The sequence below is a fragment of the Ensifer sp. NM-2 genome (genome assembly GCF_003024455.1).
Taxonomy (GTDB): Bacteria; Pseudomonadota; Alphaproteobacteria; order Rhizobiales; family Rhizobiaceae; genus Ensifer; species Ensifer canadensis.
This window is the reverse complement of the sequence record NZ_PVZR01000013.1, coordinates 177,486-200,303: the sequence shown is the minus strand read 5'-3', so window position 1 is coordinate 200,303 and position 22,818 is coordinate 177,486. Positions and strand designations below refer to the sequence as shown.

19 protein-coding genes are annotated in these 22,818 nt (G+C 56.4%); 4 read left to right on the top strand and 15 right to left on the bottom strand.

Annotated elements, in window-relative coordinates; genetic code table 11:
• Nucleotides 1-25: 25 nt before the first annotated feature.
• Genes C6558_RS24175 through C6558_RS24165 form a run of 3 tightly spaced genes read right to left on the bottom strand, consistent with a single transcriptional unit; the run spans nt 26 to nt 2,750 of the window.
• On the bottom strand, nt 26-760 hold the full coding sequence (locus C6558_RS24175) for a PIG-L deacetylase family protein (RefSeq protein ID WP_057207737.1): 735 nt from the start codon (nt 758-760) through the stop codon (nt 26-28).
• Complete coding sequence (locus C6558_RS24170) at nt 757-1,449, bottom strand: sugar transferase (protein ID WP_234907959.1); 693 nt, start codon at nt 1,447-1,449, stop codon at nt 757-759. Before C6558_RS24170 ends, C6558_RS24175 begins: the two co-directional genes overlap by 4 nt.
• A 56-nt stretch (nt 1,450-1,505) precedes the next feature.
• Entirely contained in the window at nt 1,506-2,750 is a 1,245-nt protein-coding gene (locus C6558_RS24165; RefSeq protein WP_057207735.1) for a polysaccharide biosynthesis/export family protein, read from the bottom strand.
• Between the two features lie 244 nt (nt 2,751-2,994).
• Between C6558_RS24165 and C6558_RS24160 the strand changes: the two genes are divergently transcribed.
• Nucleotides 2,995-4,335: a lipopolysaccharide biosynthesis protein gene (locus tag C6558_RS24160; protein ID WP_371412288.1), complete on the top strand. Its 1,341-nt coding sequence runs from the start codon at nt 2,995-2,997 to the stop codon at nt 4,333-4,335.
• A gap of 10 nt (nt 4,336-4,345) precedes the next feature.
• Here the strand turns inward: C6558_RS24160 and C6558_RS24155 are convergent, their stop codons facing one another.
• The 11 genes from C6558_RS24155 to C6558_RS24105 all read right to left on the bottom strand — a co-directional run bounded on the left by C6558_RS24155 (nt 4,346) and on the right by C6558_RS24105 (nt 16,097).
• On the bottom strand, nt 4,346-5,764 hold the full coding sequence (locus tag C6558_RS24155; protein WP_158268955.1) for a polysaccharide lyase family 1 protein: 1,419 nt from the start codon (nt 5,762-5,764) through the stop codon (nt 4,346-4,348).
• A gap of 263 nt (nt 5,765-6,027) precedes the next feature.
• Complete coding sequence (locus tag C6558_RS24150) at nt 6,028-6,237, bottom strand: 4-oxalocrotonate tautomerase family protein (RefSeq protein WP_057207732.1); 210 nt, start codon at nt 6,235-6,237, stop codon at nt 6,028-6,030.
• Between the two features lie 321 nt (nt 6,238-6,558).
• On the bottom strand, nt 6,559-7,533 hold the full coding sequence (locus C6558_RS24145) for a hypothetical protein (RefSeq protein ID WP_107027810.1): 975 nt from the start codon (nt 7,531-7,533) through the stop codon (nt 6,559-6,561).
• On the bottom strand, nt 7,511-8,656 hold the full coding sequence (locus tag C6558_RS24140) for a glycosyltransferase family 4 protein (protein ID WP_057207730.1): 1,146 nt from the start codon (nt 8,654-8,656) through the stop codon (nt 7,511-7,513). The genes C6558_RS24145 and C6558_RS24140 overlap by 23 nt, the downstream gene beginning before the upstream one ends.
• Nucleotides 8,657-8,859: 203 nt before the next feature.
• Complete coding sequence (locus C6558_RS24135; RefSeq protein ID WP_107027809.1) at nt 8,860-10,692, bottom strand: carbamoyltransferase; 1,833 nt, start codon at nt 10,690-10,692, stop codon at nt 8,860-8,862.
• A gap of 14 nt (nt 10,693-10,706) precedes the next feature.
• Nucleotides 10,707-10,856, bottom strand: a complete 150-nt coding sequence (locus C6558_RS24130; RefSeq protein ID WP_107027808.1) for a DUF5989 family protein — start codon at nt 10,854-10,856, stop codon at nt 10,707-10,709.
• Between the two features lie 47 nt (nt 10,857-10,903).
• Nucleotides 10,904-11,335, bottom strand: coding sequence for a hypothetical protein (locus C6558_RS24125; protein WP_057207728.1), 432 nt, complete (start codon nt 11,333-11,335; stop codon nt 10,904-10,906).
• A gap of 149 nt (nt 11,336-11,484) precedes the next feature.
• Complete coding sequence (locus tag C6558_RS24120) at nt 11,485-12,816, bottom strand: GDSL-type esterase/lipase family protein (protein ID WP_107027807.1); 1,332 nt, start codon at nt 12,814-12,816, stop codon at nt 11,485-11,487.
• A 66-nt stretch (nt 12,817-12,882) separates the two neighbouring features.
• Nucleotides 12,883-13,572 (bottom strand): response regulator transcription factor, encoded by a 690-nt coding sequence (locus C6558_RS24115; RefSeq protein WP_245449204.1) that lies wholly within the window; start codon nt 13,570-13,572, stop codon nt 12,883-12,885.
• A complete protein-coding gene (locus C6558_RS24110; protein ID WP_245449203.1) occupies nt 13,533-15,317 on the bottom strand; it encodes a sensor histidine kinase in 1,785 nt (594 codons plus the stop codon). Before C6558_RS24110 ends, C6558_RS24115 begins: the two co-directional genes overlap by 40 nt.
• A 342-nt stretch (nt 15,318-15,659) precedes the next feature.
• Nucleotides 15,660-16,097: a hypothetical protein gene (locus tag C6558_RS24105; protein WP_146160908.1), complete on the bottom strand. Its 438-nt coding sequence runs from the start codon at nt 16,095-16,097 to the stop codon at nt 15,660-15,662.
• A 777-nt stretch (nt 16,098-16,874) separates the two neighbouring features.
• On the opposite strand from C6558_RS24105, the gene C6558_RS24100 reads away from it, so the two are divergent.
• The gene (locus C6558_RS24100) at nt 16,875-18,062 is read left to right on the top strand and encodes a glycosyltransferase family 4 protein (protein WP_107027806.1); all 1,188 of its coding nucleotides are present in this window, start codon (nt 16,875-16,877) and stop codon (nt 18,060-18,062) included.
• Between the two features lie 22 nt (nt 18,063-18,084).
• The gene (locus tag C6558_RS24095) at nt 18,085-18,939 is read left to right on the top strand and encodes a sulfotransferase (RefSeq protein ID WP_107027805.1); all 855 of its coding nucleotides are present in this window, start codon (nt 18,085-18,087) and stop codon (nt 18,937-18,939) included.
• Between the two features lie 34 nt (nt 18,940-18,973).
• Here C6558_RS24095 and C6558_RS24090 read toward each other — a convergent pair whose 3' ends face one another.
• Complete coding sequence (locus C6558_RS24090) at nt 18,974-21,247, bottom strand: exopolysaccharide transport family protein (protein ID WP_057213872.1); 2,274 nt, start codon at nt 21,245-21,247, stop codon at nt 18,974-18,976.
• Nucleotides 21,248-21,456: 209 nt separating this feature from the next.
• Between C6558_RS24090 and C6558_RS24085 the strand changes: the two genes are divergently transcribed.
• Complete coding sequence (locus tag C6558_RS24085; protein WP_107027804.1) at nt 21,457-22,785, top strand: O-antigen ligase; 1,329 nt, start codon at nt 21,457-21,459, stop codon at nt 22,783-22,785.
• Nucleotides 22,786-22,818 lie beyond the last annotated feature (33 nt).

Here is a 22,818-nt window from a genome sequence, read left to right as displayed (position 1 = left end):
CTGTGTCCCCCCGAACTCCACCCTGTCATGAGCGCGTCTGTGGCAGCATCCAACGAACAAGGACGAACGCTTCGGCCGCTTCGCTCATCACCGTCGCACCGCGCAATTGCGCCAGCGCCGACAGCGTTCTCGTCGATCGCTCGTGTGGCGGCGAGCGGATCTGGGACGCAAAACACTGCATTGCTTCGAGCTTCTTTTCGAAATAGCTCGAGATGTCGACGAAGACGTTCGGCGTGAAGCCCGGAGTCAGATAGGGCGCGTTCCAGTTGGTCTCGGACAATGTTTCATAGGCCAGTATGCGATGAGGGAAGCTTTCCTGGTGGGGGCGACTTGCCACCAACGCCGAAAGAAACGCCAACTGATGATCTCGATGAATGTCGCCGGGAAATGGCAGAAGAACTGTCTCGGGAGATAGGAGACGAACGAGATCCGAGAGCGCACTGTTGACGGCGGAATGCCCGGCCAGGTCGAGTCCAGCCGCTTCGAAACCGAGCCAGAATGTTTCCTCCACGCCTAGCAATGCGTGGGCCTGATTGGCCTCCGATCTGACTAGAGCGATGCTTTCCGAAGTGAAGGCGGGAGGCCGCCCCTCGGTTACGATCGCCACGAACACCCGCTCGCCTTCCGCGGTCAGTCGAGCGATCGTTCCGCCCGCTCCCAACACCTCGTCATCCGGGTGTGGCGCGATCACCAGGGTTCGGCCAAACGAGAGCGGAACAGGCAACGCAGGACCCCTCTTTGCCTTGGCTCGCTTGCTCATCGATGGCTTTCTCCTAGTGGTGCGAAAGGCGCGGCGGCGCCGTATCGTTCGGCGACATGACGCCGTGCCTCTGCCAAGTGCCTGTCGTTCCGCTTCTCGCCGGCGACAAGGGTGAGTACGGTCATGACGAGGATGCGCGTGTCGAGCCATCGGCCCGCATGATCGACATACCAGATGTCGAGCGCCAGTTTCTCCTCGTTCGACAGGCGTGTATTGCCGTTGACCTGCGCCCATCCGGTGATGCCGGGCAGTACCCGGCAACGGACCCGGCCGAGCTCACCGAATTCCGCGATGGTTGTGGGACCAAGCGGGCGCGGTCCGACGAAGGCCATCTCACCCCGCGCGACGGAAAGGAATTGCGGCAATTCGTCGAGGCGCGTGCGTCGCAGAAACCATGTCAGTCTCGTCGCGCGCAGATGGTCGGGCAACAGGTGTCCGTTCGCATCGCGACCTTCGCGCATGGTGCGAAACTTGACGATGGAAAATGGCTTAGCCCCGAGACCGGCACGCAATTGTCGAAAAATGAGTGGCCGACCGAGTGTGGCGAATACAATCGCGGCCGCCAACAGCATCAGCGGCAGGCAGAGGATAAGCAACACGCCGGCGATGAGAACGCTGTCTACCCGGCCATTTTCAGCTGGTAAAGCTATAGGGCCCATCTCGAGTGCATGTCGGCCGTTCCGTCTCAATCCGCTCTCCGTCACGTCGTCTGTTTGGTCGGCGGTGCCGCCGTGACCGTGCTTGCTTACATGCCCGTTATTGCCACCACCAAGACGTCGCCCGGCAGCATTTCCGTTAATGGGGAAGCCTCAATGCTCGCCGGCTTGCCGCCGACGGGGTTGCGGCGGATCTCGTAGGTGTAACTGATCTTGGATTTGTTTGCTTCATCGGCGCTCGCCGCCGCCATCAGCAGAATTTGCTCCTGGGCAGCTTGCCTGCTCGCGATCAGTTTCTTGATCTCCACGTCGCGCTCCTGCAGTTGCATGAGAATTTCCTTCTCGCGATCCGCCCCGAGCTTGGCGAATTCCAGCTTCATTTCGCTCAGCTCCCGCCGTGAACGGGCAAGCGTCGCGAAGGTCTCAAGCAACTGGGACTTTTCGTTCGATGCGTTGCTCCTGGCGCGTGAAAGGTCGCTTTCGGTGTTGAGTTCACGCTTGCGCAGCGAGCTCACCCGCGCCAGGTCCTTTTCATTGATGTCGACCACTTCCTTTTGTTGAGCCACAAGTTGATCGAGGATGTCTATCGCGCCTTGCCCCTGGACAATTCCTTCCGACAAAATGGCGCTCTGTGATTTGTTGGCGGCGAGATCGGCACTCAGGATCTTTTCCTCGACCTCGATAACCCCTTTGAGAGGCAGGTCGGCGAGGTATCCCCTGGCGACTTCCGGCACGTCCTTCAGGTCGATCTTCGCGCTGTTCTTCAGTTGCGCAACCAGACGGGCAGCGTAAATCGCCTCATAGACGATTTGCGCGTCAGCTCCCTCAATCTCGCCGCGGAGCCTTGCGCGCGCCACGATCCGGTCGGACGGATTGACGGATGCGATCTGGGTGCCGCCAGCGAGACCCACGGCCTGTTCTACCGTCAGGCCGCCGTAGAAGGGGAAGGAACCGGGGCTTCGCACTTCGCCGAGAACGAAGATCGGACGAAACGTGGAGATGTTGAGCGAGAGCTTTGGATCAATCAGGATTTCCCGGGAACGGTACTCGGAGCGTAATTTTTCCAAGGCCGCGGTCACCGTCAATCCAGCGATCTTGACGGATCCAATCAAAGGAAATTGGGCATCGCCGTCGCTCGAAATCGTTACCGTCACGGGAATCTCGGCGTCGTCCAGGAAGTCGAAGGTGAGGATATCGCCAGTAGACAGCCGATAGTCGGCGGAAAGCCCTCCCCCCGTCGTCACGCTGAGCAGAAAACACAGGATCGCTGCGAGAAGATATTTGGAAATCCTTCTCGCCAGGCTCCTGTCGAATGAGCTCGTGATTCCGGTCATGCGATTGCGCCTCTCGAAAGAAAAGACAACGCTCGGAGATCGTATTGTCGGCGACTATATTCTGACGTTCGCCGAGCCGTCAAAGGATTTTGGTTGAAAATAAAAAGATGCGGTAACATTATAATACATATCCCGAAAGGGAGAGTAATTTCGATTTTTATTACCCCGATGGATTACCCCTAAAGAGCTACCTAGACTGTCCCTTCTCTCGCCGGCGCCCCCGGCATGATCTTCTGGAACGCGCGTGACGATCCGCAAGAAACTACGACGCGCCATGAAGGCGTTCGGCGACATCGCGAGGCGGGAAAAAAGCCTTAAGGAGAGGCTGCAGGCGGTCGCTCATCTGATGACGGGCAATTTCCTCGGCTCGATCATTGGGCTCGCCGGTTTTGCCTTGACCGCGCGCGCACTCGGTCCGGCCGACTATGGCATGTTAGCGCTGTGCTTCGCATACATAAGGGCGGTCGAGCGGCTGGTCAGCTTTCAGTCCTGGCAGCCGCTCATTAAGTTCGGGAGCGAGGCAAAAGAGGCCGGGCGTAACGACGATCTGCGCGCCATCTTGAAGTTTGGACTCCTTCTCGATGTCGCAGCCGCGATCGCCGGTTGCCTGATCGCAATCTTGCTGGTTCTTCTCGCCGCACCCTTCTTCGGCCTCTCGGAGCCGGTGAAAGAACTGGTACTCGTTTACTGCTTCGTCTTGCCTTTTCAGCTTTCCGGCATGCCGACCGCGGTCCTCAGGCTTTTTGGCAGGTTCACCTCCCTAGCCTACGGCCAGGTAATTTCGAGCCTCTTGCGCGTCATCCTCTGTTTTCTCGGCTACATAACCGGTGCTGGGCTGTTCGAATTCGCATTGATCTGGATGGCAGCGCAGATCCTGAGCGCCATTTCGCTGGTTACTTTTTCCCTAGTTGCCCTCAAGCGCGAAGGCTTGCTTCACGGTCTGGCGTCGGCGTCAATGGCACAGCTTCGGACCCGCTTTCCCGGCCTATGGAAATTCGCGATATCGGCGAATGTCTCGCTGACTATTCGCGCAAGCGCCAACGAACTTGACACATTGCTGGTCGGCTACCTCGCCGACCCGGCTTCAGCAGGGCTGTTTCACATCGCCAAGCGCGTCGGTCGCCTGGCGCAACAGGCAGGTAGCCAGGTCCAGACGGTGCTCTATCCTGAACTCGCTCGCGCATGGGCCGCGGGCGCGAGCGCCGAATTCCGGCGCGCTGTGTCCCAGACGCAGTGGCTGCTCCTTGCATTCGGCGTCGCGATGATAGGTGCATTCTACGTCTCGATCGAGCCGCTGCTGAAATGGACAGCCGGACCGCAATTCGTCGGCGCCGCGCCACTGGTGATTGTCCAGTCGATTGCCGTAACACTAACCCTCGTCGGTGCCGTCTTCCGCTCAGCACTGTTGGCGATAGGAGAGGAACACAGAGTCCTCACGAGCGTGTTGATTTCGGTCGTGGGCTTTTACGTGACGGCGTTGATCTTCATTCCGCAGATTGGCGCCATGGGCGCCAATGTTGCCCATATCGTCATGTCAGTCGTGTGGCTGGCGATGATGTATGTGGCTTATCGCCGGCGCATCTAGCCGAACATCTTCAGTCTGTGGGATAGCGTCCGGCGATGCGCTCTTCAGAAAGCCACTGCATGAAGTCGTCGAAGTTCGACCACCCGTTACCGTCGCCGTCGACCCAAGGGTCATTGCTGACCGCTGCGGCACCAAACTGCGGCTCGATCGCGTCGGCCATGCCGTCAACATCGGAATCGAGATAAGGCTCGCCATTGGCGATTTCCGGCAGGGCACCCGGCACGCTGACCATCTTGCCGCCGCCCTTCTGCCCGATGGGCCCGATTTCGGCGATCACCCGTGTGTCAACGCCATCACGCGGGAAGGCGCCCGCGGTCGCCGTGACGGAGGCATAGACCGCCTCGGCCGGCTCGGGATTGGCAATCGCCAACGGACAAGGCGGCTTGTCGACGACGAAGCCGAGCGTGTCGGGCGCGATCGCGACGATCGATTTTTTTCCAAAACTCCAGGTAACATTGCCGCTTTGGTAGAGCTTCGGGTTGTCGACACTGGCCGTGTCGTTCCAGTTCATCGCATAGGTGACTTCGTTGGTACTCGGGCCTGCCTTGAAGTAGTTACCGACAAAGGAGATCGGCGTCCCCCCGGGAAATTGCGAGAATATTTCGCCCCACTCGGACGCTGCGTTAAAGAAGAGATTGTTGACGATCTCGATGCATGAGCCGCCATAGTGGTTATTGTCCGGGTTCCTGTCTCTGTTGGAAACACAAGCATTTTTCCAGAAGCTGATGTTTTGTGGGCCCCGCGGATCCGAGCCGAGAAGCGCGCATTTGCTGTGCTTGTTCAGGCCTTCGGCAAACAGGGAATTGGCAACGGTTAGATCCGTCGTGGTGGCATAGGCGTTGAAGTTCTCATCCGTCGCCCAGGACGTCGACACGTGATCGACATAAACCAGCCGACTGTCCTCGATCGTCACGCCATCAACATTCGGTATCGAATTGGAAAACTGCGGCCGCATCCGCAGATGACGGATGATGACGTTGACTGATCCCTTGACGACGAAGGGCGTGTGTAGACCCTCGCTGTTTGTCTGGTCGATGGTCAGCAGGATGCCGCCACCCGGTGCAGTCTGGCCGAGAATGGACAGATTGGCGTTCTGGTCGCGCACAACCAATGAACTTTTCAGCTTGATGGTTCCGCCGACCTTGAACACGCAATTGCGCGGGCCACTGAGATCGATGCAGGCGCGCAGGCTACCGGGGCCAGCGTCGTTGAGGTTGGTGACCGGGATGATCGCCCCGCCCCTTCCTCCCGTTGCCATCTTTCCGTAGCCCTCAGCGCCCGGGAATGCCGGCTGTTCCTGTGCCAGGGACAGTCCCGCCGCCGACGTCAGCGCAAGGAAAGCGCCGGCGACCGCACTGCCCCTACGAAAGAAAGGCAGGCGAAACAACAAACAATTCGAATTCGAAACCGCCTTCGCTGCGTCTGTCATGTGAAATCTCCTGCTAAGGCTCCACATCGGTTCGCCGGGACAAGAAGGCTGGGCGAACGATAGTGGTTTTAACTCAAGTCAACGAAGGGCACCAGCCTACCCTCGAACTCGCTTTCGCAGCGTGCGAGGGTTTCACGATTTTTTCCATGAACACTGGATCTGGCGCATAGGTGCGCACTGCGCCGTGAATTTGACCCAACAATCGGAGTTATGCCGCCACCCGGCCGCGTAAATGCCTGCAGTTGGCCCAAAGGGGCAACGGGCTAGTCCGTCTTTGCCTGTTGCCACAAGTCGGTCAGCGTGACGCCTTTCCTGCCCCAATTATCGGTATCTATTTCATCGATCACGACAAAGACATATTCGGGATTGCGGCCCAACTCTTCGACAAGAACCTCTGTCATCCTTCGGATGACAGCGCGCTTCTGATCGACGCTGGCGATCCCTTTTGCGATCTCAACTTTTACGTAAGGCAACGGCTAACCTCCGTGTTTCCAGACCGAAGCTTGTCTCAAAAGGGGCCTCTTATGATGACTGGTCTGGGCCATGGTTGCCATCCCCGTCATGTCCTCCATCACTCGGCACTGCAATAGGCAGCTCGGTCAAGGTGTAAGCGGACACCGCTTACGAAAAACCTACGCCACAGTATCCTACACTCTCCGAAACTATCCCTCCCCTGTCACTCCCGGATTATCATTACAAGCCCGTCGATGTTGTAGAAACAGGGTGCTTATAGAAGGTGGGCGGAGGTTGTCCGTCGATTGGCACGGCATTCAATGTTGGATTACAAACGGTGATCAGACCGCATAACCGAATTTTTCAAGATCCAAGCCAGTTAGCTCCATAACACGGCAGTTGCTATCACGATAATGGCCGGCAACGAATGCGCGTATGTTGCGGTCAATTTTCCTGTTTAGCCGCTCGTCAAATGATTGCGGAGTTAGGCGTTCGAAGACCGGCTTCATTCGTGCGAAACGCCGCGCGAAGCGGGGGATTTGAACTATCCCGCCGCGGCTGAGTTCGTTGTTGCTCATGAGACGGTTTGCAAAGCGTTGAACGAACTGCATCGTGACTGGACGCCTGCTGTTAGTGACGACCTTTGCGATCGAGGCGGGAGGCGGCATTTCCATGAACTGGCTGATTTGCCCCACGAAGCTTTCCAAGTCCCGCACCATCATCTCGAAAGGTAGCACTAGAACGCTGCCAAAGAGCTCCTGATAGTGCCGGATCAGTCGGTCGAACTCGTAGACTTCGAGACGGAACCCAGGCATGCGTCCTAATTGTGGTTCAGGCGTCTCAAGAAACCGCTGGAGCGAGAGATCCCCGCCGTCGGTAATGTACTGGCTATATATCGATCTGATCAGCGATACCTGCTCTCGCACCACGATCAGAATTCTTGCCGCGGGGAACGTACGCACGAGCCGGTCCGCAATGAGCATGCGATCATAACCACCGCTTGGCGGATATCCGGAGAGCCGTTCGTGGCTAAGGACGAAGCGCAGACCATTGTCGCGCGCGGTGTGGATATAGGGTAAGTAAAGGCTTCGGCACACAAAGGGGTCGAAGACGAAATTGTCGGGGAATGCGATGTCTTTCACAATGCGCGTTCTCGACCCGCCTATGTTGCTGGAGTAGCCATTGATGGGCTGGAAGCAATGGTCCTGAAGGTAGGTCGATCCGGTCTTGTGATAGCCGATATGGATAAGTATGTCGGCGAAATTTGCGTCCGCGGGTGCGGTTCCTCCGCTGTCATTCACCCGATCGAAGTTCATCTCGCCCCCTTCTCAGCGGGCGCCTTTGGCTCCGCCGGTTGGCTGCAGTCACCTGCCTGATGCAGGAATCCCATTTTGCCATGATGGTTTCGGTCGAAAAGCGGAGGACGGTTTGATAGCCGGCTTCCGCAAAGCTTGCGCGCAGGCTTTCGTCCAGCATCAAGAGCTTCAATGCTGCCGCTAAACTGTCGACGTCGTCGACGGGAACGAGAAGACCTGACACCCCGTCCTCAATGATCTCCGCCGGACCAAAGTCGCACCGAGTGGAAATAACCGCCAGCCCTGCCGCCATCGCCTCCATCAGAACGTTGGGAAATCCTTCATAACGCGAACTGAGAACGAATAGGGCGGCGTCATCAATCCAGGAGCCGGCCTTTGCCGTCACCCCTGCGAGCGAGATTCTGTCCTGCATGTGCCGAGCCCGGATCCTCTCTTGCAATTGATGTCGGTCCGGACCTTCGCCGTAAATCGTCAGGCACCATTCGGGAACCTCCGCACAGACATTGGCAAAGGCTTCAATAAGCGTATCAAAGCCCTTCTGATCCACCAGCCGCCCAACTGCCACGACACGTAAAGCTCTACGGGTAGGTTTAAGGATACGGCTTCGGTCACAAGGATTGCCGATGACGACCGCCTTTGTCCTCAGCGATGTGGGCAGGGTCTTGGAAATGGCCTCCGTTTGCATGATCAAGCGGTGAGCTTGGCTCAGAACCAAAGGTTCGATCATGTTCCAGAGAAAATGCTTGGGTTGAGCACCGGGATTGTTGCGTTCCGAAACGAGCACCGGAATGCCTAGGCCGCGCGTGGAAAGCAGGGAGACAATGTTGATCTTCGTCAGAAACGAAAGCACGACATCCGGGCGAAGCTTCCGGAGTTCTGCACGGAGGCGCAAAATCCGATTGACGGTTTTGACAGAGCTCCTTGAAAACGGGCCCTCTCGTGCGTCCGGCAATCGGTGGACAGTCACGCCGCTTGGCAAGGAAAAGTAAATGTCATCCTCATCTGAGCTGAAGGCGAATACATGGACTTCATCGCCGCGCGCGTGGCGGTCTTTCACGATGAGGCTGACGACCCGTTCCGTTCCTCCGGCGCCGAGGCCTGCTTCAACTAACGCAAGTCGCATGCTTCCTCACAATCGCACAGTGCTACCGTCGGTTTTGCTCGGCTGGGAATGATCGGGGCGTTCTTAAGTTTTGGCGTACTGCCAGCTTGATCAAGGCTCTCCCAATTCTCCACCGTTGCCTGAGAAGCGAGACGAGCGCGCGGCACCAATTTTCATCCGAAAGGCCCTATGCCTGTTTCAGCGCGGCAATGTGAATCAAGGTGTTAGTCTAGTTCAAAGTGCTCCTTGTAGTCCTGCTTGAGGCGGTCGGGCTGATCTTCCTTTCGAAGGACGCAGTTTCCAATGACAAGCCTTTCTATCTCGGTGCCCATGAAGCAGTGGAAAGCGTCTTCTGGAGTACAGACGATCGGTTCGCCACGCACATTGAAGCTCGTATTGACTAGAACCGGGCAGCCGGTGCGCGCCTTAAAGGCAGTCAGCAAGTCCCAGTAACGGGGATTGGTCTCTCTATGCACCGTCTGCACTCGGGCCGAATAATCGACGTGAGTAACAGCCGGGATCTGCGATCGTGAGACGTTCAGGCGGTCGATGCCGAATAATTCCTGCTCATCAGTGTTCGGTTGATGTCTTCGACTTTCCAATACGTCGCCAACAAGCAACATGTAGGGACTGTCAACATCGATATCGAACCAGTCCGATACATCCTCGCGCCTGACAGAGGGCGCAAAGGGGCGAAAGCTCTCGCGATATTTAACCTTGAGATTTAGCGTTCTCTGCATGGTAGGCGACCGCGGATCGCCCAATATGGATCGCGCCCCGAGCGCTCGCGGCCCGAATTCCATGCGGCCTTGCATCCACCCCACAGCCTTCTCCTCAACGAGAGCATCGACGGTGCTCTCGGTAACCTCGCTGTCCGAAAGAACGCCGTAGACGGCTCCGGCGGTAGTAAGGCGCTGTTCGATCTCTTTTTGGCCGTAGGCGGGCCCAAGATATGCGCCCTCCATGCTATCGCGACCATTGACCTTCCGACCATTGCTGAGGAAACCGTGCCAAACAGTAAGGGCCGCGCCAAGAGCACCTCCGGCGTCGCCGGCTGCCGGCTGGATCCAGATATTGTCAAATATGCCTGCCTTAAGGAGCTTACCGTTTGCGACGCAATTCAGCGCGACACCACCGGCAAGGCACAGGTTTCTTTCGCCCGTTTCAAGTTGTGCAAAGCGTGCGAGCCTCAGGACCACCTCTTCGGTCACTGCTTGGATGGACGCAGCCAGGTCCATTTCGCGCTGGGTTAAGGCGGATTCCGGTTTTCGTGGTTCGCCTCCAAAGAGACGATGGAAGGCCGGGGAAGTCATTGTAAGACCAGTGCAGTAGTCGAAATACTGTTGATCGAGGCGAAACGAGCCGTCCTCTTTCAAATCGATCAGATGATCTAGAATAGTTTGGGCGAAACGCGGCTGCCCGTAAGGCGCCAAGCCCATAAGTTTGTATTCGCCTGAGTTTACCTTGAATCCCGTGTAATAGGTGAAAGCGGAATAGAGTAGGCCCAGAGAATGGGGGAAGTGTATCTCCTTGAATATGGCGAGGCGATCGTCGGTGCCATGCCCTATTGATGTGGTGCACCATTCGCCCACGCCGTCCATGGTCAGCACGGCTGCAGTCGAAAAAGGAGACGGAAAGTAACAGCTCGCCGCATGCGCCATATGGTGCTCGGTGAACAGGAGCGAGCCTGTCCACTCTTTCGAGCCAGCCAGTTTTCCGAGCTTCTGCCGCAGAAGTTTCTTTTGAAACAATTTTTCCTTGATCCATATCGGCATCGCGGTCTTGAAAGAGAGAAAGCCCCTCGGGATCGTTGTGAGATAAGTTTCAAGCAATCGCTCGAACTTCAAGAATGGCTTTTCATAAAAGACCACGTGGTCGATTTCGCTCATGCCGCAGCCTGCCTCGGCTAGGCAGTACTCAACCGCCCTCATTGGAAAGGACGCATCGTGCTTCCTTCGGGTGAAGCGCTCTTCCTGCGCCGCAGCGACGATATGTCCGTCCTCGACTAAGGCCGCCGCACTGTCATGATAGAAGGCCGAGATTCCAAGAACTCGCACTCACCCTCTCCGCATCAGAACAGAGTGTAGATAAAGGGAGCAACCGCGGTGCCCTGGGTCAGGACCAAAAGAGCTCCAAAGACTGCGACCATGATAAAGACGGGCAGCAGCCAAAACTTCTTGCGGACGCTCATATAGTGGAAAAGCTCGCGTACCATTTCCATGTTTCGGTCCTTCTTCGACGTTCGATCACAGCAAAAAAACCGCGTCGTCAGAACTGATTTCGCATTGTGGACGGCTCCGCCTCTTCTAACGGATGGTTGACCCAATAGGTGACCGCCGCCCGGTCAAATTTCAGTGCGAGAGGGTCGTAACCTCGCATTCTCAGGAGCAACCCTATAGGCACGAACGTTGTTACATAGATGATGAGCATCACGACGGGATTGACGACCTTGAACAGGAGCAGGCCGAGCTTGCTCCAAATCTCATTGGGAATTGTGAGAGAGGCCGGGTAAATAAGAGCCAGCAAGACCAGAAGGCCACCGACGCTCGCAAAGCCCAACATGACCGGTGTCATTGTTCCGGTGATTATCCATCTCGCCACAACAAGGCAAAGGAGGATACCGCCCACCGTGTAACCGAAGTTACGATTCGATGGCCCTTGCGGAATATCCTCGAATAATTGCTCGTGCGATTCGCTCACTGTTTCTTGCCCAGAATGTACAGAACAGAAGACGGTAACGGGCGTAGCTCGATTATGGTTTCATACGTCTGGCGGGGATTCAACAGGTGCGCAAAGTCTCGGTCAATATACCAATGGATATAGACGTCGCCCCACATCGCTTCTCGCAGTTACCTCATATTCGTTACCATCCTGGACGACCTGTCGACGATTTCCAAATGTCGGCTGATGACATCAGCGGCAAAGGCTGCCCCCTCGCGGCTGAAATGGCTGTCCGGGGCATACATGCGCGCCGGGTCAGGTTTGCCCTCTAACGCATTGCGAAGATCAATGACCTCGATTCCCTCGGCCGCCGCGGCATCGGTCACGATTGTGCGGAGCTGATCGTATACCCGGTCTGTAGAAAATGGGCCGACGAAGCGGTCGACCCGCGGCACATATACAAGGGTGAACCTGCCGCCCCATGAGGCGGTAATTGTTTTAGCTCGGTGCAAGGTCTCCCTGAATTCCGGCATTTCACGAGCCGCCTTTGGGTAAATCAATCCGAGCCGAGTAAAAGTTTGCTGCAGGGCCAGGAAGTTTCGAAGCATCGCTGTTCTTGTCAGTATATCAATGTAGTTGATGGGCTTGCTGTTGTTCCGGTTCAAAATGACTCTGGCCTGAAGCGATGCCGGCTGTGCGGTTGACTGTGTGCCAAAGTGGGCGGCTGGCGAAAGCGCATCGCGCAGCCAAGGTTTGCTGAGCTCATTCTCGAAATTCTCCCAGTCATTGCCCTCGAAGAAAACCATCGCCACGTGGCGTGGTCGAAAGAGTGGCCCAAAGCGGCCCAGCGTCGCGAGCTCAAGCAAAGGGCCGTTGCCGCGAATTCCCGCGCCCGCCGTTGAAAAACCGCTGGCCCTTAGACGCGACGCAAGATCCTGGCCTGGTGGCAGGCAAAATCCCTCGACGAAGGAATCACCCAAAAGCATCAGGTCCATCGGGAGGTCGTAAACATCGTCCGGATTGTTGAAGCCATAGCGGTCCGCAGTGTACTTTATGATTTGATTGTCAGGTGTACACAGGACGACGCTGGTATTTGGGAAGCCCGACAAAAGGGCTGTCGATAGCTTTTGTGTTTGCAAAAAACGGTTCAGACTGCCTAGGGCGAAGCCTCGTACGATGTTCTTGTCCTGCTCAACTGTTTCAGCCTGAGCAGGGTTGAGTTGACCCAGCATAGCCAGTCGCACCGAGATCGATTGGAAGGCGAGAAACGCCTCAAATGCGAAAAGGGCCACGAGAACGCTCAGACCGTAAACGCCAACAGCCATTGCAAAAGACGGTTTGGCCAACAAACCTATTCCCAGGAAGGCGATTCCAAGCAGGCCGGGGATGGCAACGTAGCGAATGAAAAGTGGAACATCCGAGGCAAAATCCCGGAAATTTAGGAGCGCATATGCGGGGCTCACCAGGAGATAAACTGCAATGAGCACGCATATTAATATGCCAAGGTTTCGCTTGATCACAACGTTTCCGCTTTCTCGCCTTTGCGCTTCAAAGCTCGCTTCATGCAAACCGCGCCTCACGTCTTCTTAAGATCGGGTCTCGTTCGTCAGCCATTGCCGTTTCGCCAGGTTTGCGAGCTCCACCCGCGTTGAAATACCAAGTTTGCCGTAGATGCTGTGAAGATGAAGCTTGACTGTTCCGGGAGAAATCCCAAGCTCGTCCCCTATCGCCCTGCTACGCAATCCATCGGCGGCAAGACGCGAAACCTCAACTTCACGCGGTGTCAATGCTTGCAGCAGAGAGTTGTATTGGGATTCACGTTCGCGCAGCCGGTCCAGCGCACAGGCCATGCTTCTGTCCGTAAAATATGTGCCGCCGGTGGCAACGGTCCGCAGGCAGTTAAGGAATATGGTCGGTGCCTGTTCCTTCAGTACGATGCCATTCACGCGATATTGCATTGCTATGGCAAGATCTTCGTCGCTGATATCCGCGGTAAGAACGACAATTGGCAGGTCCGACCCACGGGTGCGGATGTAATGAATCAACTCGAGTCCGCTCATTCCGGGAATTCGCAGATCTACGACGACGAGGTCAATCCGTTCCCGATCGATCGCAGCAATCGCGTCGAACGCACTTCGACATGTGACGACCACCCAGGTATTTTCCTCGGTCTCGATCATGCGGCGCAACCCGTCCAGAACAATCAGGTGATCATCGACAATGACAACGCGCAGGCTCATTGGTGCACCGGCAATCTGATCAAGATCCGTGTCCATTGCGCAACCCTGTCGATCGAAAGCTCTCCACCACGCGCTGCGGCGCGTTCGCGAAGGCTGCGAGGTCCGGTCTTGGTATTCTTCAGCTCCGCATGATCAAACCGTCGCTCAAAGCCGAAGCCTGATCCATCATCATCGACCGTTAACAAGATCGTACCGGCATCCAGTTGTAAGTTGATTTCAAGTGTTTTCGCACCACCGTGACGCACCGCATTAGCCGTCGCTTCGGAAGCCATGCGTATGAGCTCGTAGACCATCGTGGCGGGAAGACGCAGATCTATGGGGCTTAAAGCGAAGCGAATATCAATCGACCATTGCTTGCGCAAACGCCGAGCCAATGCCTCGAATTGCCGTGCTAAATGAGATTCGGCGAAGTTGCGGTATCCTTGGCCTGGTTCGAGCGCGCGGATGAAAGCGCGAAGTTCGCGTTGCTCATCGGCAAGCATGGCTTGGATGGCCGTCACACGCCCGTCGATCTGTTGATCCTCCCCGAGAGTGAACGAACGCAGGGACTGGAGTTGCAACGCCGTTCCGGCCAGAGCTTGAAGTACTCCGTCGTGAAGATCGCGCCCGATCTTGATACGTTCCTCAACAGCCGCTGCATCGCTAAGCCTGCGCATCAAGATAGCCTGCTCGAACAATGCTTTGATCCTGTCGGCGATGACCTCTGCAATGGCCACGTCGTCAAGCGAAAGTGTCGGTGGATCCAAGAGAAAGATGCGTGCCTCAAGATCACCCACTCGAAATTGCGCCGAGACCGCAGAGGCTATCGAAAAATCGCCAGCGAGAACAGGTGAAACAGGCGACACTGTGTCGGCCCATTCGTCGAAATATCCCTCGCCCCGGTGGATGAGGATTTGAGAATGGCTGGCGTCGGCGATTAGCAGGCTGGCACGCTGCAATGGTTCCGCAACCCATGGCCAATAGGCGTCCGGCGGCAATTGCGTGACACTGCAAGCGCCATTCTCGCGAACTGCTACGTAGGTCCATGGCTCGTCCGGGTCGCTCCAGATCAGGAGTGCGCGGGGCGAGCGCATCACGTGCGCTGCGTATTCAAGAGCGGCACCAGCGGGCCACTCGGGTCCTTCGGGTGTCGCAGGAGTTTTCTCCACCAGGCGCAGCATCTCCGCGCGAACTACTTCTTGGTGAGCCCCGAGCCAGACCAGTAGAACGCCGGCGACAGTCACGAATAGGATGTGTGAGACGTCCGTCGTCACGTCAGCACCGGTATCGAACGCTACCAGGCAAACAGGAACTGCCATGCAGATGAGCGCTGTCCAAAACGCACCTCGCCAACGCCAATGCAGCGTTGCACTCAGGAGAACGAAGGGCATGAATATGAAAAATGGACTGGAAGCGCCACCTGTTAGTAGCATGAAAAAAACAAAGGTAACGACATCCACCGCATGGCGTATCAGGGTGCCGCTTACACGCGAAATCTTGCTTCGCCAAACATGGATTGCGCAGAGGATCGCGTATGCGAGGTAGACCGACAGAAATGGAAGTACAAACTGGGGAGGACGCGGCTGATGCATCGCGCCGAGCCAGGCTATCGAGAGGCTTGCGATCACTGACATGATACGGCCAATAGCAATGACCTTATCCGCACGTGCACGGTGTGTGTTGATCCAGGTCGTTCGACCGCGTGCTGCGTCCGCGTCGCAGGTGTTGCTAAAACCTTGGGGTCGAAGAGGCGAGGCAATGTTGCCCCTAAGTATGAAGTTCCGCCAGGCATTCATACGCATGGCCCGTCTCCAGCGATGACCGAGCTAGGGCCGCCTTACCCTCGCTCGTAAACGGCGCTCAGAATTAAGCTATTGATTGCTATCTGCTCTATACGAGACCGGCGGTTGCTTCCTCTCAGACACTGGATTTGCTGCATTCCAGCCTGAAACGCTTAATTACGTCAGCATAACATACTAAAAAATGAACTTAAACCGAATGATCAATTGCATAGCCTTGCCCGTGCCAACGACCGACTTTTTCAACGGGCTGGTAGGCCCATTTTCGCCAGCGTCGCCTTCTTGCTCATTTGGGATTCGGAGCAACTGACAATTGTCTTCTTCACAGCAGAATTGAAGTCTGAGTTATGCCGCGGAAATATGATGAAAGCTGTGGTGGCGCCAATCGACGGTTTCCGGTGGGGGAATATGTTCTCGTATAGCTGATAACTCGTCTGTGTCATTCGACTGCGGGGGCAAATCTAAATGGACCAGCTTGGGCGCTGCGCCATAATTTGCAGCGAAGTTGTAAAGAGAATTGCTCGCGAAATATACGATCGAAGCTGAAGTTACCGCTTCGCGCACTCGTTGCTCGTCGCCAATTTTTACGTAAAGCACGCCTGGGATTGACAGTGGCATTGTCCTGACGACCGGATCGAGAACCAAATTAACAGCCTGGTAGGTCACGTTGTTCAGGATAAATACGACGAGACCATACTGGCTTGACCGATAGCCTGCTTCGATCAATTCCGCAGGGACCCGCCCGTTCGATGGCATGATTTCGATGACGCTGCAACCTAACATGGTCAACTCCAGCCCAATCATTCCGACTTGGCAATACCGCCGTACGCAGGACAGTCATCGCACAGCAAATCACCCATCGGATTATCCGCCAGCCATTCAACAAAAGACTGTAACTCGTTCCCCGTTGGCAGAGTATATGTCGTTGGATATATCGGTGGAAATTTCCGATGCGAACGGGATGCACGGTCGTTGGCGCGGCACGTCCGAAACTGGGTGATATCGATGCCCGAATTGAAGAGCTGCGGCGGGAGATCGTTGTTCTCGGCTAGCAAAAATCGGCATTCGAGACGGTGATCAACGTCTACCACTCTGCGTTCGTTTGTGGGACTTGCATTCACAATGCCGCTTGATTGTCACTAGACCGCCCATCATTGGTCGAAGCGACGGGCTGACCCAATGCGATACTTTTGATATCGGTTCCCAGGTTTCTAAATCTTCTGGCTCGATGAGCGCTTTGTGGCCGACGGCGACGATTTCGTCAGGATACTTGCCGAAGCTTGCGGCCCAACTGGCCGGGATTGCTTGAAAATGCAAAACAAGCCGCCGTCGCTGCCTCAACCTACCAATTTCCAGCCCTCAGGGGTGGGTCTGCACATGAAGGCTGGACGGCTGACGATGGTCTTTACTGCAGCGGCGAGCGATCGACAGCCGGCAGTCGGATTGTAATGGATCATCGGAAGAAGCCGCGTTAGATTAGCTCAACCGCAGAAAGGACCGTGGCTCCCAGGGAGAGGCGATCCGGGGAGAAATATCCTGAGCGACGTTGACCGTCTCGTAGTGGCCTATCCATTTGTGGGAGATGAAGTCGGCGGCAGCCACATCTCCGCCGTTGGTTTGATCTGTGCGCTCGATCAATCGAAATATAAACCACTTGTCATTCTGCATCAGCCCGGAAAGGCACTTGAAGCCTATCTCACAGAACGTGGAGTGTCTTTCGTCAAGTCGCCCGAAGTTGCGGTGATGTCGCCTCGCCATTCATATGGCGTGGCTGGCAAGCTCTCGCGCGGTTTTGGATATGCACGAACCACTGCGCTACTCAGTTCATTCCTTCGTGAACATGAGGTTGATATCGTACATACCAACGACGGCCAGATGCACGCGACCTGGGCCCTGGCGGCTCGCCTTTCCGGCGCGCGGCTGCTTTGGCATCATCGCGGCGATCCCGATGCCTTCGGCGTTAACGTCATGGCGCCTCTATTGGCAAATCACATTGCTACGGTCTCGCGCTACGTGCAGCCGACGCGGCCGATCCTGCCGGTTTCCCATAAGCTGAGCGTACTGCACAGCCCCTTCGATCACCCAACCATTTTGCCCGATCGGGAAGACTGCAGGCGCGAATTCGTCGGGGAACTCGACCTGCCCGAGGAAACCCGCTTCGTCGGCTATGTGGGGGGCTTGATCGACAGGAAGCGCCCGGTCAGGTTTGTCGAGGTCATCCACGCTTTCCTCCAGCGCTTTCCGGATTTCCCGCTGGTTGGCCTCGTCTTCGGAATCCCATCACCAGACCTTCCGAACCCGGAACCGGAGATGCGAGCGCGCGCGCTGGAACTTGGAGTCGAGCGGCGTATCAAAATGATGGGCTTTCGCGCGCCGGTCGCGCCTTGCATGAGTGCGCTCGACGCATTGCTGGTTCCGGCCATCAACGAACCCTTCGGGCGGACGTTAATTGAAGCCATGTTGCTCGAGACCCCTGTGATTGCGACCCGCCACGGCGGCAACATCGAGGCAATCGTCGACGGTGTGACTGGTTTCCTCGTTGAGCCTGAAAAGCCGGAGGCCTTCGTCGATCCGCTGGCGAGACTGCTGATGAACGCCGGGGAACATCGCCGCATCAGTTCGACGGCTCGTGAAAACGCTTTGACGAAATATGGCACCGAGGCTCATGTCAAAGGCATCAGCCTGCTTTATGAGCGCATCGTTGGACGCGAGTACCGGAGCTTTGGAGTAAGAAGGACAGCACCCTGAGTTTGGCCTTGAGGAGCAGACGATGGAAATGGGCGATATCAACTTCCTGATCATTGGCGCAACGAAGAGCGCCACCACCTGGTTGCAACAATCGCTGCAATTGGATCCACGTGTCCATATGCCGGATCCGGAGATCCATTATTTCAGTCGCTACCACGATCGCGGAGATCGTTGGTATCTGGAGAATTTCAAGCCGACCAGCGAGGGTCTTGTCATCGGTGAGAAGTCGAACTCCTACCTTGATACCCCTGCCGCCGCGGCGCGTATCCACCAAAGTCTGCCGCACGTCTTGCTGGTGGCACAGCTGAGAAATCCCGTTGAGCGGGCCTATTCCGACTACTGCATGCTCCATCGCCGCGGCGAGGCGACTGGTGACATCGAGCGCTATCTCGATCCGCGCCAGGGTGCGGGCGGCAGGTTCCTCGAGGGTGGGTTGTATTTCCGGCAGTTGCGCCGGTTTCTCGAGTTCTTCCCTCGGGAAAGGCTGCTCGTTCTGTTTTACGAAGACCTCAAGAGGGATGCCGCCGGGCAGGTTCAGGACCTGCGGCAGTTTCTCGGCCTTGACGGAAACCCCGCTTTTGAGCCAGTCGCTCAGAGGGTAAAGGACAAGACCAAACCTCTGGTGGACGCCAGATTACGGCAGATACTCAAGCCACTTAAACCGATCGTTGCCCCCTTGCGTGACACGAAAGGCTTCGAATTTTTGAGATCAATGATCTCGGCAGAGTTCAAGTATGTACCGCTCAACAAGGAATTGACCTCGCGAATGATCGGTTACTATGAGGACGAGACCGACCGCCTTGCAGGTTTGCTTGGCCGCGACTTAGGCGACTGGTTGAAAGCCCCCATGGAAGATGTCAAGCGCCCATCGGTGTAGGCTTTTGGGGCGCCACCCATGGCTCGAACTCGGGTTAGGAGCGCCGGACCTGCAAACCCAAGTTGTCCGTTCTCCTCCATGAGCCCAACCTGCTCCTGAGCCAGTCATGCGGCGATCTCCACACCGGCTTTGGCCGATAGATGCCGGCAAAATTTAGGATGCTCCCGATGATCCTTGCGCGGCTTGTCGTTAGTCGCTCGACAAGGTCAAGGAGGTTCTTCTCGTAGGTCCGCTCCGCCGCCGCAACCACAAACACCGCATCGACATGGCTTGCGAGCCAGATCGCGTCGTCATCATTATCGGCCGCAGGCGTATCGACGATGATAAGATCGAAGTGCCTGCGCAGTTCTCCAAAAATACGCTCCTGATCTTGGAGCGTCAGACGCGAGGTGAGAACGTGAACAAAAGGAAAGTCAGGCGCTTGCGCGCTAATTGAGGTCAGATCGGTGGCGCCATCGGCTACAAGATCGAGATTGAATGGCCTTTGCGGCGCTCCGATCATCGTGGTCGCCCCCGTAGGGCCGGGGTCCATGTCCAGGATAACGGAACGCAAACCGTTCAGAGCGGCAACGGTCGCCATGCCCACGGCACAAGTTGTCTTGCCTTCATTGGCTGAAGGAGAGCAGAACATGACGACTTTGGATGCGTCCTGGCTCTTCCAGCCGAGACATAGAGAGCGCATTGAGCGTGCGAATGGTGAGCGTGGGTCGGCGAGAATGGAGCGATAAAGCGTTTGATCCGGTTTCAACGTCGCCGTTAGATCGGGGATGGAGAGATAGTTCGGCTGGTTGACGATCGCTTCGAGCGTGCGGGCCGTCCGAACGCGTCCGTCCGCCGCCTCGACCGCCATCGCGCCAACCATGCCCAGCAGTAGCGAAGCTAAGCCGCCGATGGGAATGAGCAAGCCGGGCTTGGGAAACGACGGATCGATCGGAACTTCGGCGAACGACGCAATGCGGGCCGTGGCCTTGATCTCATCCTTCTCCGGATCGAGCGTGCCGAGCCTCAGGACCACTGCATCATAGCGCTTCTGCTCGGTCAGTAGGTCACGCTCCAATTCGCGACGGCGAATTTCATCGAGATTTCGGTCCTGCATTTGTTTCTGCAGCCGACCGACTTCCTCCTGGAATTTCTGCACCCTGACAGTTGCGACTTTCGCATCGTTTTCCAGTTCCTGGAGGGTGCGATTGATTTCACCTTCGATCACTTGGCGATTCGACGCCAATTCCGCATCGACCTCGACTACCTGGGGGTGGTTCTTGCCAAATTTTGAGGCCAGTTGGGCCCGGCCGCGTTCCAGCTTTCCTTGTTCGGTTCGCAGCGAGCTGAGGAGGTCCGACGTCATAACGCGGCCGGCGGAGTCGATGCCGGTCTTTGAAAGAATGTTCTTGGCCTCATTATACTTCGCCCATGCGCCGGCTTCGTCGACCCTCGCCAGGATGAACTGCTGATTGAGCTGTTCGGTGCGGGCACGCAGAACATCGTCACGTGGATCGAATGTCAGGTCGCTGCGCATCGTGAAGTCGGCGATCTCGCGTTCCTTCTTGGCTATCGACTGCACCAAATCTTTGGCCTGGGTGCGAAGGGTATCGACAGTCGCATGCGCTGCAAGTTCTTTCATCTGGGTTGACCAAACCACGTAGTCCGCTGCTACGCCATTGGCGATCTCGGCTGCATAAAGCGCCAAGGGATGCTGAACGTAAATTGTCATCGCAAGGCTTTCGCCCTTGCGATCGGCAGAGATGGCATCGGCGAGTTTTGTGATGACCCGATCACGGTTGACTGGGTCGAGGGTAGTGGGTCGATGAACATTCTGGCCCGCCGTCACGCGCCGCGGTCCTGCCTGCGCTTTGCGTGGAGACCACCGCCATCCCCAAAACGACGATGCGTCTTGCTGAGCGTCTGCTGACAATCTGGCATTGAAGTATGGGTCTTCCATCAAATTCAAGTCGTCAACCACAAAGCCGAGGAATTCGCGAGATTTGATGAGATCCATTTCGGTCTCCATCGCGGACTTGTCACGTTCCTGTTTTTGCAACTCGATGACGGCTTCGTACGGCCGGATATCGTTGCGGTCGAAGACGAGCGTCGAAGAGGCCGTGTAGATCTTTGTGAGCGACAGGGTAATGATGGTAGCGAGCAGGGTGCCCGTCAGGGCTGTAATCAAGATGAGCTTGGCGTGGCGCCGGAAGAAGTCGACGATATCCGCAAGTTCATAGGACGAGGTGTCGCGCGAGACCGGCGGTACTGGTCCAAATCGGCGCCCACCCTTCTCATCGGCTTCGTACTCTCGGTCATATAACAGCATGATGGCCTATCCCGAGTCCTCCGTTGGAGCCATCTGCGTCCACGTCGGTCGGTCAACAAGTGATATTAGGCTTCACATTCGCCTATTTACTTGGGAGCAGTTTGGGAACAATGTCAAAGGGAATTTTAGCGGATTCATTTCAAGCATGTGTGCAAATATGTGGCCTGTAGAATAACGAGCTCATTTCCCAGTGGTTGTGGTCGACGTCAATGACGCACATGACACGAACGTCCGGTGTTCAGCCGATCTCCTCCGACCGACACACCTTTTGGCAAAGGATTGAATTCGCCTGTGCCGTGTGTGCCGTTTTCCTTTCGGCGGTGAATTTCTTGCGCACGAACATGTTCTATTTCACCCTGAGCGACTTGTTGTTTTGCGCCGCTCTTGGGTTGCGTGCGCTTACCGGTGGATTGCCGCTACGGCTGTGGGGGCGCGCGTCGGCGACTGTGTGGCTTTGCGGTCTGCTGTTGCTGTGCTCCGGGCTGATGATCAGCAGCCTTCTGTCCACCGCCCCGATACGGGGCATCGTCATCGTCGGGCAGTATCTGTTCGCCTATCTGGTTGTTGCCCTTGTTGTTTGCGGGCGCGATCTGGGCACCATGTGGACCTTCGCCAAGGTCTACGTAGCGTCGATCTTCCTCATGTGCTTGCATGGGATTTACCTGATCCATATCGATGGCCAGAAGAACACCGCTTTCGTAAGCGGCAATGGTCGCTTGACGGGATTTGTCGAAAGGGAGAACGAATGCGCGGCAGTAATCGCGCTCGCGATGCCGATGCTTATGTTGCTGGCTTCCAAGGGAAAGATCGGCAAAGCCTATGCGATCGTCATTGGGGCGACCATGGCCTATGGCATCTTGCTGACGGGTTCGAATACCGGTCTGGCCGGCTTTGCGTTCACTTTCCTCGGGTTCATGGTCCTGAGCGGCAGCTGGAAGTATGTCGTGGTCGGCCTTGCCTGTTTGACACCCTTTGCCATTTGGATTGTGCACTCCGGCCGCGACTACCTGCCGGCGGTCTTTCAAAAACGCGTGCTCGGCGCCTTGGAAACGGGCGATCTAAGCCAGGCTGGAACCTTCGACCATCGCGTCGAATTGATGCATGAGGCCCTTGGTCGAGTGCAGGATACATTGTGGATAGGTGTCGGCGCCGATCAATACCAAGTCACCAGCGCCATCAGGCAGCCCGTGCACAACCTGTATCTTTTGTTGTCGACCGAAGGCGGAATCATGGCCGCCATAGGTTTTAGTGTTATGATTGCTGCCACGTTTCTCCCGATTGTGCGGACGTATCGCGTGCCGGGAGGTGCAGCTTACGCTGCCTGCGCGCTTGTCAGCGTGTCTATGTTCGCGTTGATGGCTAATGCGTTTCCTCACCTTTATGGGCGGTTCTGGACTGTCCCAATAATCCTTACGCTAGGACTGGCAACAAGCTATTGTCGCGCTGTGGAGAAAAGGAGCATCGGCAATGGAGCGCTAACGCCTGCGCGAATATTGCGGGGCGGACGCCCTAGGTCAGGGTTAGGTCCTATTCGCTAGCTCGTGCGCGGGAACTGTTTGAAGGAACGCAAG